General features: G+C 39.2%; 15 protein-coding genes. 7 read left to right on the forward strand and 8 right to left on the reverse strand.

From position 1 onward, the window contains the following. Positions 1-17: 17 nt before the first annotated feature. Complete coding sequence (locus NZ848_RS17860; protein WP_259016667.1) at positions 18-761, reverse strand: hypothetical protein; 744 nt, start codon at positions 759-761, stop codon at positions 18-20. Between the two features lie 666 nt (positions 762-1,427). On the opposite strand from NZ848_RS17860, the gene NZ848_RS17865 reads away from it, so the two are divergent. Continuing rightward, positions 1,428-2,231 carry a CPBP family intramembrane glutamic endopeptidase gene (locus tag NZ848_RS17865; protein ID WP_259016668.1) on the forward strand — a complete coding sequence of 268 codons (804 nt, stop codon included), beginning with the start codon at positions 1,428-1,430 and terminating at the stop codon, positions 2,229-2,231. Positions 2,232-2,294: 63 nt separating this feature from the next. Here the strand turns inward: NZ848_RS17865 and NZ848_RS17870 are convergent, their stop codons facing one another. Next, complete coding sequence (locus NZ848_RS17870) at positions 2,295-2,474, reverse strand: hypothetical protein (protein ID WP_259016669.1); 180 nt, start codon at positions 2,472-2,474, stop codon at positions 2,295-2,297. 87 nt (positions 2,475-2,561) lie between these two features. Beyond that, the gene (locus NZ848_RS17875) at positions 2,562-3,203 is read right to left on the reverse strand and encodes a porin family protein (protein ID WP_259016670.1); all 642 of its coding nucleotides are present in this window, start codon (positions 3,201-3,203) and stop codon (positions 2,562-2,564) included. Between the two features lie 758 nt (positions 3,204-3,961). On the opposite strand from NZ848_RS17875, the gene NZ848_RS17880 reads away from it, so the two are divergent. The 3 genes from NZ848_RS17880 to NZ848_RS17890 all read left to right on the forward strand — a co-directional run bounded on the left by NZ848_RS17880 (position 3,962) and on the right by NZ848_RS17890 (position 6,869). After that, positions 3,962-4,693, forward strand: coding sequence for a hypothetical protein (locus NZ848_RS17880; protein WP_259016671.1), 732 nt, complete (start codon positions 3,962-3,964; stop codon positions 4,691-4,693). Positions 4,694-4,825: 132 nt separating this feature from the next. Further along, complete coding sequence (locus tag NZ848_RS17885; RefSeq protein WP_259016673.1) at positions 4,826-5,986, forward strand: AAA family ATPase; 1,161 nt, start codon at positions 4,826-4,828, stop codon at positions 5,984-5,986. Beyond that, positions 5,964-6,869: a hypothetical protein gene (locus tag NZ848_RS17890; protein ID WP_259016674.1), complete on the forward strand. Its 906-nt coding sequence runs from the start codon at positions 5,964-5,966 to the stop codon at positions 6,867-6,869. The genes NZ848_RS17885 and NZ848_RS17890 overlap by 23 nt, the downstream gene beginning before the upstream one ends. 56 nt (positions 6,870-6,925) lie before the next feature. Here the strand turns inward: NZ848_RS17890 and NZ848_RS17895 are convergent, their stop codons facing one another. Then, a complete protein-coding gene (locus NZ848_RS17895; protein WP_390890897.1) occupies positions 6,926-7,342 on the reverse strand; it encodes a winged helix-turn-helix transcriptional regulator in 417 nt (138 codons plus the stop codon). A gap of 32 nt (positions 7,343-7,374) precedes the next feature. On the opposite strand from NZ848_RS17895, the gene NZ848_RS17900 reads away from it, so the two are divergent. Continuing rightward, positions 7,375-7,755 carry a DoxX family protein gene (locus NZ848_RS17900; protein ID WP_259016675.1) on the forward strand — a complete coding sequence of 127 codons (381 nt, stop codon included), beginning with the start codon at positions 7,375-7,377 and terminating at the stop codon, positions 7,753-7,755. A 144-nt stretch (positions 7,756-7,899) separates the two neighbouring features. On the opposite strand, the gene NZ848_RS17905 is transcribed toward NZ848_RS17900, so the two are convergent. The 3 genes from NZ848_RS17905 to NZ848_RS17915 form a co-directional block, all read right to left on the reverse strand. Continuing rightward, positions 7,900-9,534: a sulfatase family protein gene (locus NZ848_RS17905; RefSeq protein ID WP_259016676.1), complete on the reverse strand. Its 1,635-nt coding sequence runs from the start codon at positions 9,532-9,534 to the stop codon at positions 7,900-7,902. A gap of 10 nt (positions 9,535-9,544) precedes the next feature. After that, complete coding sequence (locus tag NZ848_RS17910) at positions 9,545-10,405, reverse strand: ThuA domain-containing protein (RefSeq protein ID WP_259016677.1); 861 nt, start codon at positions 10,403-10,405, stop codon at positions 9,545-9,547. 429 nt (positions 10,406-10,834) lie between these two features. Continuing rightward, entirely contained in the window at positions 10,835-11,332 is a 498-nt protein-coding gene (locus tag NZ848_RS17915; RefSeq protein WP_259016678.1) for a hypothetical protein, read from the reverse strand. Positions 11,333-11,784: 452 nt separating this feature from the next. Here NZ848_RS17915 and NZ848_RS17920 point away from each other — a divergent pair, with 452 nt between their 5' ends. Together NZ848_RS17920 and NZ848_RS17925 are read left to right on the forward strand one after the other, a co-directional pair. Then, a complete protein-coding gene (locus NZ848_RS17920) occupies positions 11,785-12,813 on the forward strand; it encodes an AAA family ATPase (RefSeq protein WP_259016679.1) in 1,029 nt (342 codons plus the stop codon). Between the two features lie 3 nt (positions 12,814-12,816). Beyond that, positions 12,817-13,422, forward strand: coding sequence for a DUF3226 domain-containing protein (locus NZ848_RS17925; protein ID WP_259016680.1), 606 nt, complete (start codon positions 12,817-12,819; stop codon positions 13,420-13,422). A 193-nt stretch (positions 13,423-13,615) separates the two neighbouring features. On the opposite strand, the gene NZ848_RS17930 is transcribed toward NZ848_RS17925, so the two are convergent. Next, positions 13,616-15,241, reverse strand: coding sequence for an IS1182 family transposase (locus tag NZ848_RS17930; protein WP_390890898.1), 1,626 nt, complete (start codon positions 15,239-15,241; stop codon positions 13,616-13,618). Positions 15,242-15,461 lie beyond the last annotated feature (220 nt).

The following is a 15,461-nucleotide window of genomic DNA, read 5'->3' on the forward strand; positions in this document are numbered from 1 at the left end:
TTTCAAGATTACCCTTTCTATAAATTGTAACTAAAATTCAACACAAAATATCCAAAAGTGGCAATTTCTGGTGCTTTGAGAACTTCCTTCGAAATCTGGCTTCCATTAAAAGTAATGGTTTCAACTTTCTTTGAATAAAGAAACCTTAGCTGACTTTCGAGCGATATGGAAAAACGATGATTCAGATAATATTTGGCACCCATGAAAGGAGACAACGTCACTGCATTCTTAATGGTTTTATCACGAAGTGTACCTGTTACATCAATGCCGTTTTCATCCTTCCTTTTTGCCTTGTTGTCATGAAAATTGCTTATTTCTGCCCTCCAGCTCATGTCAGCCCCATAGAAAAACACAAATCGCCCTTTGATTTTCTGCCATTCATAACCAAGGACAACAGCGGGGCGAAAATAGCTTCCTACCGGATTTACAAATAAGTTGGCGCTATCACCATAAAAAGATTGGTTTTTTCCAAGATAGTAAGGGGTGGCCATGAAGCGTACTGCACCGGGCTTATTAGCCTTATTGGTGGTATTCAGCTTGATAAGATAAAAGTAAGCCCAATCGTCAGCCCATTGTAGTTTAAACAAAGGAATCAGATTGATATTTATTTCCCACTTATGCCTTTGTACGGGCTGTTCAATTAATTTACTGATTGTAGAAAGAGGTTTTTTCGGCTGATTATCAGCTACTTGCGCCCTGGCATTTACACCCAATAAACAGCAGGCAAATAAACTGACAAAAAATTTAAAGTTGTTTTTCATGGACATTAAAAGGTGATTTAGTTAAATTTTCAAAAGAGATATTCATGCCATCTGTTGCCAAAACATAAAGAGAAGGTTAAGCTTTTTGCTATACTCTGTACCAACAATCAAAAACAAAATTTGCACATACACAACAAATAGTTATTTAACGGCACTTTCAATTAAAAACATACTCCTCAAAACATATAACGCGCACCGTTCCACCAGTAATCATGGTAGAAATCCCGGTAAAATGTATAACATTTAATCAGTTTAAACCTCAGAACTTTGTATCACCGGGCATTCTTAGTTGTATGCCCCGCTGCAAAGCCAATTACTAAGTATGCATAAAAACTAACTAACTATATTTTACCACGGAGTGGCTCGGAGTTTAGCACAGCGTTTCACGAAGTTGAGAGAAGAATCCCCCCTTACACACCCTGCCAAAGCCTCCAAAGCGCGCAGCCCAAAAGACTGTGGATGCTGGCGTGTTAATCGGTTTCAAGGCCAGGCACCGCATACAGTATTTACGTACCCGGAGATGGTTTGCCCCGAATCCACCCCCTATTCACCGCATAAAATGCGGCGAATAATTTTTAATCCCAAAAAGCAAAAAAAACTTTCGGGTAGCTCTTGCTTTATTTCTCTTTTAATAGGCATATTGCACAGCAAATCTCAATCCCCACCATGAAACCCCTTCTTGCTTATTTTACTTTGGCTTACCTTATCAGCTGGTTGATATGGTTTCCGCTTTACAGCCACGTTTGGGGCATTACCGGCTTGCCCGTTCTGCCGTATCATCATGCCTTGGGTGGCCTGGGGCCTATGACAGCCTCTTTCATTACCACTGCCATTTTCGGCAAGCCCAACGGCACAAAACTACTGCTGGTGCAGATGTTTCAAACCAAACCTGTGGTGTATATGCTTATTGGGCTGTTCAGCCCTTTTGTGCTGGCGGTGGCAGCGGCGGTTATTAATTATTGGGCAGCGGGTACGCCGCTTCAACTTGCCGGATTGTTTGTAGCCAAAGAGTACCCCGAATTGGGTTTTGCCGGATTCTTCTTCTACAACCTGCTGTTTTTTGGCTTTGGCGAAGAGGTAGGCTGGCGAGGCTTTGCCCTGCCTCGCCTCCAAAGCCGCTTCAATGCCCTTTCGGCAAGCCTGATACTCACCGTTCTGTGGGCAGCCTGGCACCTGCCGCTGTTTTTTTACAGGCCGGGTTATACCGGCATGGATGCCGCCGGTATCTTCGGCTGGGTGTTCAGCCTCCTTACGGGCAGTATCCTGCTCAGCTGGTTATACAACAGCTCAAAGGGCAGCCTGCTGGCCTGTGCTATTTTTCATGCCACGGTCGACATCGCTTTTCTGGCCGACTTTGCCGATAAAAACATCATCAATTATATGGGTATGCTCATCACCGTATGGGGTGTAGCTACTATCGTTATTTTTAAGCCCGCCCACCTTTCGCGCACCGAACGCCTGCGGGACTGACAAAAAAAGAGACGCCCGTTTCCAAACCGAAAACGGGCGTCTGTTTTTACTATTATTTTATGGCTATGGCCGGTCTGCCTTCCAATCGCTGTTGTCTTCAGCTTTTACCTCAATCAGGTTGTTTTTTTTAAGGCTAACCTCTTTCCCGGTGAGCCATTTGCGAATCGCCGCCAGGTCTGAGCCATCAAAAAAACCGACTATCAGCATGGCTACAATCAAAAGAATTTCTAATTCGTAATACATAACTCTGGTGTTTGCTAATTGTACTAATAATCCCTGTTAAGACGTAATTTCCGGCTATCAGGATGCAACTGCACCCCAACATTTTATTTACCAGAATCTGAAACCAATGGTAGCCTGCACCCAGGCATTTTTATAGCGTGGATTGGTTGACGTACCGTCGCCGTTGTTATTCTGCACATCCCAGCCCGCACGGGTGCCAATCACAAACTTATCGAAGTTGAAATCAATACCACCTACGGCGCTCAGGGTGTTTTTGCGGATGTTGTCGTTCGTAAACTCCTGCTCCTGTGCCGATGTACCCAGGAAATTCTTGAAAACATCGTTCTGGCGCATCAGGTACGAATACTGCGGCCCCAACTGAACAGTAATAAAACTGCTGGGTTTGATAGACACCAGCAACGGGATATCAACCGAATGCGTAGTGCGTGTCAGCTCATAATTGCTTCCGACAAACCGACCGCTCTGGCGGAACCCCTTCTGCGAATACAACACTTCGGGTTGCAGACCCAGGTACTTACCCAACGGAATAGCCAGAAAAGCCCCTCCTGCAAAACCAAACTTGCCGTCGGCCGTGTAATCATCATTGTTTGAATCATAGATGTTCGAGAAGTTGGTACCTGCTTTTAAACCGAAAACCAGGTTCTCACGGGCATCGTTACTGCCACTCTGGCCAAAGCTCTTAATGGTAAAAAGGCTCACTACTGCTGCAATTGCTACTAATTTCTTCATGACTGTAAATTTGGATTTTTGTTGTAAAAGTTGTACTGAGTGATTTTTTAATTGTCGTCAATTGACAGATATCATAAAATTTCCGTGCCTGATTTATAACGCACCAGACAAAGCAATATTGGGGATTTTTTTCTACAAAATTGTGGAGGGAGGGGGAGTTGTTAGCGTGGAAGGGTTGAGGAGGATTCTAATATCCCTTCAGCGCCTCTACACAGGGCGCGGCCGTGCGCGCAAGCCAAAGGCAAAGCAGGGTACTTTGGCGTTTAAAGTTTTAATTCTTAATGTCCTGCCAGAGTCTCCCGACTGGGCGTCCCCGTTCGCACAAGCCATGAGCAAAAGCGAGGGGACTCTGACAATTTAACTTAAAAATTCAATAACTTTGATATTACATTCCCCAGCATCAGAGTCCCCTCACATAGCTACTGGCTCAGGCTATCTGGAGATGCTGGTGGAACAGGAAAATTGTTAGTGGGAAAGCATTTGACTAAAATCTATTAGTTATATCCTATAAAATTAATGGTTTTCTAATTAAAAGTTTAAATCTTCGAAAAGTTTATGAAACATCTCTAAAATTCTTAATATTGTATAGATAAAACTTCCTTTATAAATCTTTAACACGTTGTGATTAAAACATAAGATAAATTCAATAATCTCTTATTTCACTATCATTTGATTGCAACTTTCAATAAATGATTCTATAATGTTGAATTTAATATTGTTTCTGTGCTACAATAGTTAAAATAAACTCCCTTACAATAATGGAACTTCTTTTCACTTGGATTGAAAACTATAGAAATATTCGTCGTCAAGGCATTAATTTCAGTTCTGAATTCAACATCTCATTTGACCATCAGAAAAATGTGCTAAGTATTGAAAGGAAACAAAATCATATCCCCAACTTTTTTGGAAATGGTATTTCTAATGTTTCAGTAATTGTAGGGGAAAATGGAACAGGAAAAACAAGTATATTGAATATACGGGAAGGAACCTTTTATCTTGGTCGTAAAGACAAAAACTACTTTATTGTCTGCTCTAATAAAGAATTGCTTAGTAAAATTTCTTTTAATACCATAGCCGAGATAAAAATTGAGAAGTATGAAAAATCAAATTTTAATGATACCCTATTTATTCAATATTCGAATTACGTTGATGGACTTATAGAAGACTCGTACAATTCACTATTTGAAGCAAATAACATTTTCAACTTTTCAACAAATAGATTAGTTCTAGGGATTACAAGTATAAATAATGAAGACTTTAACGGCAACTTATATATTGACAGCACCCCATTCACAAGGCAATTAAAATCTCATTTGTCTGAAATAGGAAAACAAATGAGGTTTCTTTTGAAAGATGATAATCATACAAAATTAAAATTTAATACTCCAGAAATTCTAACGATTAGATTTGATATAGTTAACGAATTGAACTATCTTTCCAATTTGTATAACAAAGGTGGTGGATATGGAGATGAAGACGATTATAAATAAGTTAAAGAAATAATAACGTTCTTTATAAATAATCTTACTGAACAATTTAGGCCACATCAAACTAGCGATATAAGAGATTTGCATCTAGGAGTTACGGATAAAGAGTATTCTATGTTTTTATTACGATGGTGCATGTTTTTATCTTTCATCAATTCTTTCTCAGCTCCGAACATTGATTCAAATGGACCTGACCAATGGATTAGATTTGATAAAAATTGGGGAAGAAAACCCATTGAAGATTGGCTTACTTACTTCTTCACTGACTATATCATTCAAGATGACAATTACAAAGGCTCAAAATTTGATAAGCAAATACAGACTTGGGCAACTAATGCAATTGTCTTTGTTGAGGATTTTGAAAAACTATTGAATTTGGATGTAGTTAGTTTTGAATATCTGAAACCAACTTCTTTAATCCGAATAAATCATGATTCGTATGGATTAGACTTAAGTTTAAAAATTGACATCTCAAATATTGAAAATCGTAACCTTTTATACAAAGCCCTAGTAGTTAATTATGAGAATATTATTAATCCACAACATTGGAGAAATGATAATCGCCCATTTTTATCATTTTCTTGGAGAGGATTAAGCACTGGTGAAATTGCGATGTTACGATTATTCTCAAGATTCAATAACTTAAGAAACATAATTAAGGTTAGAAGAGAAGTTGCTAGTCCTGGGTATCAAACAAGTCAAATTACAAATTTAGTGTTTCTAATTGATGAAGGTGAAATAGGACTACATCCAACATGGCAAAAGCAATTTTTAAGTATATTGATAGACAACTTACCATTAATGCTACAAGATGAAGGTATTAAATCTATTCAACTAATTTTATCAACCCACTCACCTTTTATTTTATCTGATGTTCCGAATAATCATGTCATATTTTTAGAAAAGAATGAGAAAGGAGAGTCCATTGTAAATAGAAATCCACTTCAGGATAAAAAGATGACTTTTGGCTCTAATATCCATAGTCTATTGTCCGATGGCTTTTTTATGAAAGATGGATTAATTGGAGATTTTGCCAAGAAAAAAATCAATCAGGTTATTGATGATTTAATCGAAACTGGAAATAAATTATCAGTTCAAAGAAAAGTAGAGATTCAATCCATTATTCCTTTAGTTGGAGAACCCATCATTAGAAAAAAAATTCTCGATTTATATAATGAAAGAATAAATCTAACTATCGATGAAAGAATAAGAGCTTTGGAAGAATCTAAAAACAAACTTGAGAAGGATATTGAAAATTTAAAATCAAAACAAGATGATTCAAATAAAAAGAACTAATCTTGATGAATTAGCAGAATTGCATTATTGCGGTATTCAACAAAATGTAACTACTAAGTTGAATAAATATACTGATGTTGCTAAATTTCTTTTGAATAATATCTCACTGAAAGAAATAATCTTAGGAAAACCTTTAATCCTTGAAGAAATAACAAACTTATTTGACAAAAATAGAATAAGCCAATATAAAGCAGAACTTGAAACTATTTTCGATTACAAAGGATTTTATAAATGGAGAAATTATAATGCTTATACTCTCGCACAAAACCTTCAAGTGAATGTTTGTCCTTATTGTAATCGCCAATACACATTCACAATCATTAACAAAGCACTAAGTAAAGGTAGTACCAGACCAGAGTTTGACCATTTTTTAAGCAAAGGTCAATACCCTTATTTGGCATTATCATTCTACAATTTAATACCTTCATGCAAAATCTGTAACTCTTCTTTTAAAAGGTCAAAAGAATGGACATCAAAAACTCATATCCACCCTTATGAAGAAGGTTTTGGAAATAAATGCAAATTTTCATTAAGATTAGAAAAGCAAAAAGGGATAGATTTCTTTTATGGCAAAGAAAACTCCTTTAGCATTATATTACGAAATAAAGGTGGAGAGAAAATACAAAATAATATTAACGATTTATGCTTAGAGCCCATTTATAATGGACACAAGGATTATGTTAGAGAAATTATTCAAAAAAGCATTGCTTACTCAGAATCATATGTGTGTGAATTATTTAATCAATATGAAGGAACATTATTTTCAAGTCCAAGCGACGTGCAAAAAATGATTTTGAACAACTACATTGATGAAGAAGATTTAGACAAACGTGTCCTCTCCAAATTAGCAAAGGACATTTCAGAAGAATTAGGATTGTTTTAGTAATATAGAGTAATTCAACACTTATTTTTCCCTACACAAACCCACCCACCCCCACATCACCCCATCATCTTCTTCCTATGCAGCATTCCCCAGAGGTGCAGTTCTTCAACCAGATTGTTGAGTGACAAGCCATGTTCGGTTATAGAATACTGCACCGTCGGCGGAAAGGTGTCAAACACCTCGCGCTTGATCAAAGCGTTGGTCTCCAAACTTTTTAGCTCTTTTGATAACGTTTTGTCGGTAATGCCGCTCACCTCTTTGGCTATTTGCTTAAAGCGTTTCGGGCCATCGTACAACGAAAACAGAATCAGTAATTTCCATTTACCCTCCAGCGCTTCCAGGGCATCTTTAATAGAAAGCATATTAATGGGGCAGTGTTCTCCGTTCAGCATCGGTTTATATTTTACGTTACTATCCAACCGGATAGCGCTATCTAACAGGATAGTACTATCAATCAGATAGTAAAAGTACATAAACTTGCACCATAAACGAAAATAATGATTGCATGAACAACCAACACACATCAAAAATACGCAACATGGCTGCCTGGCTATGCCAGATTCTCCTGTCGGCGGGCTTTCTTTGGGCAGCATATATGAAGCTTTTCCAACCCATCGACCAACTGGCCCAAATGTGGCCATGGACAGGCGACAACCCCACGCTAACCAGGGTGGCAGGTGTGGTAGATTTACTGGGCGGCCTCGGCATCATTCTGCCAACGGCGCTTCGCATTAAACCCGTGTTAACCCTTTATGCCGCTTATGGCACCATCCTGCTAATGCTGGCTGCCGGTGCCTTCCACATCAGCCGCGGTGAGGCATCGCAGATTGGCTTCAACATTTTCTTTGCTGCATTGGCTGTTTTTGTAGCGTGGGCAAGGCGATAAACAACCTTTAGCAACGCGCGGCGTTGCGGCACCTGTTTTAATGATGAAAAGGTAATTAGACAAAAAACCCGGGCAAGCTGCCTGCTGACAGCCTGCCCGGGTTTAGGTGGCCATTGCGCCATACTATACACTTAACCGCAGGTGCTACCTAAATATCACCTTCCTGGCCTCCAGTTCTTTATATTTTTCAATATACATTTTATCCAACTGTTCAGAGTCTTTGTATTTTATGCGCAGGGCAGCCAGTTTTTTGTGCAATTGCTCACGAATTTGGGCGTAGGCCGGGTCGTGGTACACATTCTTTAGTTCGTTTTTGTCTTTTCGGCGGTCGTACAGCTCCCATTCGTCAATATCATGGTAAAAATGCACCAGTTTAAACGCTTCGGTTACAATGGCATAATGGCGTTTTACCATGTGGATGCTCGGGTACTCGTAGTAATGATAATAGGCTGCATCGCGGAATTGCTTGCCCTGCCCTTTGAAGATGGGCAGCATGCTTTCGCCCTGCATATCGGCCGGAGGCCTGATACCTGCAGCCTCCAGAAATGTCTGCGCGAAGTCGAGATTCTGCACCATCTGCGCGTTTCTACTGCCTGCTTTAATAACAGCAGGCCATTTGATGAGCAACGGAGTCTTGAACGATTCGTCATAAACAAAGCGTTTGTCGAACCAACCGTGTTCGCCCAGATAAAAGCCCTGGTCTGACGTATAAACCACAATGGTGTTTTCGTCCAGGCCGTTGGCTTTCAGAAAGTCCAGCACCTTACCCACGCCTTCATCTACCGCCGCAATACAACCCAGGTAGTCTTGCATATAGCGTTGGTATCGCCATTTCAGCTGGTCTTTTTCGGTCATGTTTGGGTAACGGCTCACAAAATCATCATTTACTTTATCATAAGTCTCGTTCCACGACTGTACCTGCGAGGCATCCATCCGCGCCAGATTAGATTTATACAGCATTTTATCTGTGCCGTGGTTTTCTTTCAGCCCCAGTTTATCCATGTTTTCGGGCTTTATCTTCGAGTCGCCGCCCCAGGTCATGTGGTGCATCAGGGTCATTTCCTGCTCTTTGGCAGCGCGACCGCGTCCTTCATAATTATCAAAAAGCGTGGCAGGCTCCGGGAAAGTCTTCTTCGTAAACTGGCGGTAATGCCGCTCGGCAGGCAGCCACTCGCGGTGGGGGGCTTTGTGCAGATACGCCAGAAAAAACGGCTTGTCTTCGTCGCGCTCGTTTTTCAGCCAGTTCAGGGTCATGTCGGTAATAATGTCGGTTACATAGCCTTTCACCTTTGTTTTGCCCTCTTTTTTGGTAATAAAATCAGGATTATAATAATGCCCCTGGTCTGGCAGAATCTTAAATTCATCAAAGCCTTTCGGGTTATTGCCAAAGTGCAGCTTGCCAAACATGGCTGTCTGATACCCATTGGCCTGCAGAATCTGCGGGAAGGTCACATTGGTGGTATCAAACGGAAAATAGTTGTCTATTTTACCATTTATATGGCTGTGCTTACCCGTAAGAATAACCGCCCGCGATGGCGCACAGATAGAATTAGTAACACAGGCATTGCTGAAAAGCATACCTTCTCTGGCAATGCGGTCGATGTTGGGTGTTCTGGTGAGGCGCGTATCATAAGCCGAAATGGCCTGATAGGCGTGGTCGTCAGACATAATAAAAACAATATTGGGCCGCTTGGTTTTCTTAGGCGGGTGCGTTTTGAAAGCTACCAGCAGGGCTGCCCCGACGATAAACAATAAGATAGGAAAGAGAAGTTTTTTCATGGGGTTATTTTTATGGCTTCACCTGCGCCCACCGGATAGCGTTTTCGATGAGTTTCAGGAAGTGCTCGTTTTTCCAGGCGGCATCGCTGTGGCCCATAGAGGTATAAAAGGTTTTGCCCTGGCCGGTTTGTTTGCTCCAGGCCACAGGGTGGTCTTTGCCCATGCCAAAGTTTTTATTGGTTACAAACAGAATATTGCCGCTGGGGTTAATGGTTTGGCCATTGATGCTCAGCTCAACCTGAAAACCTTTGCTGCGCGGATTGCCGAAGAATACATACCATTCGTCAGAGTGGAGCCAGCTTGGGGGAATACCCGCCGTCAACAGGCTATCTGGCTGCGCATCAAGCAGCACGGCCGTTTCCTGAAACTGTGGATTGATAGGATGATGAGAAAATTTAAAACCCAGCAGGTTCTGCTCGTACCAGTCCCAGCGATGCGAGTCGTCGCCCGCGCCATGAATCCCAATCAACGTGCCGCCGTTTTCAACGTATTTTTCAAGGGCGCGTTTCTGGTCGTCGTTGATTACCTCACCGGTTGAGTTATTGAAAATAACAGCGCTGAATCTGGCCAGCTGAGCGGTGTTAAACACGCCGCCCTCTTCGGTTTCATACAAAAACCAGTTGTTTTTAGCCGCCAGACCAGCCATAACGGGTTTCGATGCCTCGATGGATTCGCCGTGACGGAAGCCGGTCGTTTTAGAGAACAAAAGAATGGCAGGTTTGCCGGTCGGGAAGTTGATGGCAGGGGCTTCGGTCTCATACGAAACCGGAAAGCCATATTTTACCTTGTAGATAAAAACGCCCAGCAATCCGCCAAGCACCACCACAATACCCAGCACCGACCATAGAACGATTTTAAAAATCTTTTTCATATTAAGGGTTGAATGAGTGTGTGAAGATAACACTTTGTGGCAAATTTTGAAAAGGAAAAGGGGTTAGTACGCAGAAAAGACGTTGGGTTAGGTGATGAATGAATGTTGACTGTGTTTTAATTTTATGAATGTACAGGCTTTTCTTAATAAGGAGATTAAACCTTTGCTACTATCAGGCAAAAATTTCAACAAAATGAATTATTAAATACTTTTTTCGGTATTTGCATATGTTATAAAACGCTAAGAATATTTACAAACTAGCTTCTGTTTTACTCAATTTTCATTAAAATTCAAAAACTATAAAGGAGGCATATGCCTCCTTTATAGTTTTTGAATTTTAGTAATATTTTACCGCTCAAAGGGTAAAAATTAAAAGAAACAAAATTTAATATGCAGGTCAAAACCAAACGGCTCAACAAATGCTTCTTATTATTTAAGCATTTCAGCAAATTCTTTTTCAAATACGCCTGTAGATCTTACCTCATATTGGTGATTATATCCTTGCGCATCGTAGAGTCCTTTTAGATTTGTCAAATTTATATTTATCGAGGTTCTTTTACCATCTTCTTTTAATCTGACATTAAAATTACCTGTTAACTTAGTCGGTCTGGAACTAACTTTACCAATACCGTATGGATTATAAACCACCCAAGACTTTGGATCACTAGGTGCACCGTTCACCTCTACTGAAGCCGACTCTCTGAAAGAATGTTCAGCAGAAACTATCAAACCACTGGATTTATCAATCACATTTATGGTTATTCCTTTCTGAGCAAAAATATCAATAACTTTACTCCAAACTTCTTCTTTAGATTTATCAGAAAAAGTAATGAATGGGGTTTCCTGATACTTTCCTTTTAAAGGTGCATTAAATGAACATGATGTAACTGCTAATAAAACAGCAAATTGGTATAGAATTTTTTTCATAAAAATGGAATAATGGTTTTGAATTTCACAAATATTAATAAAATATGTAGAATAAAAAAAAAATTTTATTTAGGGGTTATTATGCGCAGAATGGCATTAAAACATCAATTAAGTAGAAGAATAATCATAAGTTTTTTTTATTCTAAAATCTAATCTTTTGTGATGTAAACTAGATAACATATTCAGGTGAATTAACTTTGAATTGCATCTTTGAAAAGTCAATTTAATATAATAAAAATGATTAACCCAATATGATGATGAGCTTTTATTGATGAGATTCTAACTGACAAAACCAATGATTAGAAATAAAATCAATCATTTAGTTAATAATCCCACATTTGATTAATGTTTTATCAAAACTTTATAGATTTGTATAATCAAAATTTCATATTATTCGGTAATAATGATTTTTTCAGCTTAAACTTTAAATAGTTTACTTTAATCAAGGAGCTATGTTCATAAAAGATATTGAAATAAAAAATTTCAGAGGGCTAACTAACCTGAAAATTTCTGACCTGGGGCAGATAAATGTATTTACAGGCGAAAACAACTCTGGTAAAACCAGTGTCTTGGAGGCAATATTTGCATTAATGGGATGGAGAATTGATGCTTTATACCGTCTGAATAGCCATCGAAGCCAACGGGCTGAAGTGGGTATTACTTATTTTTTCAATAAGTCGGTTAGAGATACGCCAATAGAGATTTTTGCTTCGTTTAATGAAAGCGGATATCAAAGAAAATTTAAAGCAGAATTATTGAATTTTAATAGAGGATTAGACAACAAGACAGGATTTTCAACTTCGATTCAAGAGATTAATGAAGCATCGAAGAAAAGTGAATCAATAGAATCATTAGAAGATATTGAAGGTCCTGCTGAGGCAAAAGTAATTAAATTTAAAGGACAACCACCTTTTCAGAATTTTAATTGTAGTTTTCCTTCATTCAGAATATTTGAACATGAAAACTTAAAAAGAACTCTTTCCTCAATTATAACTGCAAAAGAAGATCGCAAAATCACCAGGCTAATAAAACCTTTCGATGAAAAAATCCAAGGCATTAACGTAGTAGGCAATGGTATATTTTTAGATATCGAAGGCTTATCATCTCTATTGCCAATTGAAGTGAGCGGAGACGGTTTAAGAAGAACTTTAAGTTTGATTCTGGCAATTTATGGTGTTGGTAAGGGTGGATTTGTAATGATTGATGAGTTCGAGAACGGATTGCATTATAAAAGCATGCCCAAAGTTTGGAAAGCCATCATCAATTCGGCAAAAGAAATGAATGTTCAATTGTTTATAACTACTCACAGCGAAGAGTTATTAAAGGTTTTGTCTGAAGTAATTGAGGATGAATTACCCGAAGATAAATCAAAAATAAGGTATTACAATATCAAGCGGTATGAAAACAATGAATCTACGGCTTATAAGTATGACTTTACTAAATTTGATTTTCTGATTTCAAATGACAATGAAATCCGTTGACTTATGCATCGATTATACATAGAAACTACAAACCCTTCAGGTAAAAAGAAAACAAACGAATATAGGTTTTTTGAGCATTTGTTGAATATTCTGGGAAAACAAGCAGATATTGTAGGTATTCATGGCAAAACAAGATTGGCTGAGTTCGAAAATAGTTTTATTGACACTAAAAAGAGAGGATTTAAAAACCTGATAATTATTGATGCTGACGGTAATCATAATACACCAGGTTGGAGTTTTCAGCGTGAGTGTAGCAAAATTCAAAATACGCTCGACACCTTTTGTGTAGGTTGTGAAATTTTTTTATTACCTAATCATCAGTTGGAAGGTGACTTTGAAGTACTGCTTGAAAATATCATAAACCCTGCACATCAAAGGTTAATTGATTGTCATCAGGTTTTTGAAGATTGTGTAAAGCAGTACGGGGGGTATATTACCCCAAATCAGAAGGCCAGAATTTATTCTTATGTCAGTTCTTTTCCAATGACCAAAAGCCAGGAAGAGGATTTTAAGAATAAAGGCGACTGGTTTTTTACTGATGACAATTTATGGAATTTCAATTCAGTATCTCTTCAACCATTAAAAGAATTTCTGGTAAAACATCTTTAATAAAAATTAGAATCTCTGTTCCCCTAACTACGCACCCTCTCTTCCTCTTCCTCAATTCTCAGTACTCCCACACCCTCAACCATGCAAGCCCTGCCAATGCCGCAGGCAGAATGAATATTAAAAAGATTATAAGAGGCTTTCCAAAAAGGGGCAGCTTCTTTTTTTAGTTTAGATAGGAATGATTCGGGTTTTACTAAGCGGCGTAGCGATATTTTATCTGGTAAGATTCAAAAAGTACATAAATAGCCCTATTTTGAGCGGTAGATACTGAATTTTGTTGATTTTCTTGTTCAGACAGGCGTTTTGCTGCCCACTTTCTCAGATTATGCCCGATAGCCATCAGGCCAAACTCAATACCTACCTTCTGAAGACCCCTTAAAGTAAATCTTGAGAACTTGTTATTACTTTTCATCTGTCCGAAGACAGCTTCTACCTCTATGGGTCTTTTACTTCGGTGTTTAAGCCCTTCTTCTGAGAGTAACCAAGCCCTTGCCTTTGCTTTCAGTTCATTAAGTCTGGGATTGACCTCTATTCTTCGGTTGACTTTACTTTTATGGCACATCCCTCTTAAGGGGCATCCATCGCATCGCTTGGCCTGATAATACCTGACACCGGACTCATAGCCATTGCTGCTTGTCCTTTTACCTTGGCCGACACATACCATTCTTTGACCCATGGGACATACATAAAAGTCTAAGGCTTTGTTGTAATACAGATTCTGAACCAAAAATGGATTGTTCTTCTGTGAACGTTTCTGCTCTTTATGAAAGTAATTGTACTTCACATACGCTTTTATTGCTTTCTCTTCAAGCCACTCATAGTTCTGTTCACTACCATAACCAGCATCGGCCACTACCTCTGTACTTTGCTTGCCGTATTGCTCCTGAAAACCCTCCAGGTGGTGGGTAAGTGTGGTGGTATCTCCTGCTGTCTGATGGATGCTGTAATGGGTAATAAACTGGTTCTCGGTACTAATCTGACTATTATAGGCTGGTTTGAGTTGACCATTCTGCATATGGTCATCTTTGAGTCGCATGAAGGTCGCCTCTTCATCGGTCTTGCTATAACTATTCCGCTCGCCAAGCGTCTCCAACTGCTGTTCATACTTCTCTAACCGCGGTAGATGCTCCTGCTGCAGTTGCTTTATTTGCTTTTGCGTCTGTTTAGTACTACCCTTTTGTTTACTATTCAACTCTGCAAGCTTGTTCTTAAGCTCGGTGCTGTCTATGGGTTTGGGGGTCTCTATTCTATTTAGCTCGCCCTGGTCTTGCTTAATCTGTGATTCTATCTCTGATAAGACAGACTGGATTTTGCCTTCCAGTTTAGCTTTGTTCTTCTCTACTGACCCTTTCCATACAAAACTGTAGCGGCCAGAGGCGGACTCTATTTTCGTACCATCCACATACTGCAAATCCAAACTCACATATTGCAATTCATGAAGCATCCGTACTACTGCTGCAAACAGGCTTTGAATATGGCCTTTTAAGCGTTTACCCCGAAAGTAGTTAATGGTCCGGTAATCAGGAGTGCTGTTACCCGACAACCACATCAAGTGAATGTTCTCCTGTAAGGCTTTCTCTATTTTACGGCAGGAATAAATATTCGAAAGGTAGCTGTAGAATAATACTTTCAGTAGCATCCGGGGATGGTAGCTGCTGGTTCCCCCTCCTTTGTATTGGGAAACAAGCATGCTTATATCCAGTCCGTCAACGACTTCGTTCACGAGGCGAACCGGGTGATTCTGTGGTATTCTCGAAAATATATCTTCCGGAAAAAGACTTAATTTATTGGCCGGTAACGATTTAAAATGTATCTTCATCTTCTCTTTGTGTTGCACCTCTAAGATAACACTTTTTAGAGGAACAAAGAAAAATCCCCGCGTCTTTTTTGACCGGGGATTCCTATTTTTTAGACCTTGTCACGTCCTGAAATAGCGTTACAATAAAAGTAATGTTATGAAAGAAACAATTGCAAATCAGTACATTAAGCGTACACAGAAAGATTACAGTTATGCTTTTAAATTAGCCGTAGTTCAAGAG

It is taken from the genome of Emticicia fluvialis, assembly GCF_024793945.1.
Classification (GTDB): domain Bacteria; phylum Bacteroidota; class Bacteroidia; order Cytophagales; family Spirosomataceae; genus Emticicia; species Emticicia fluvialis.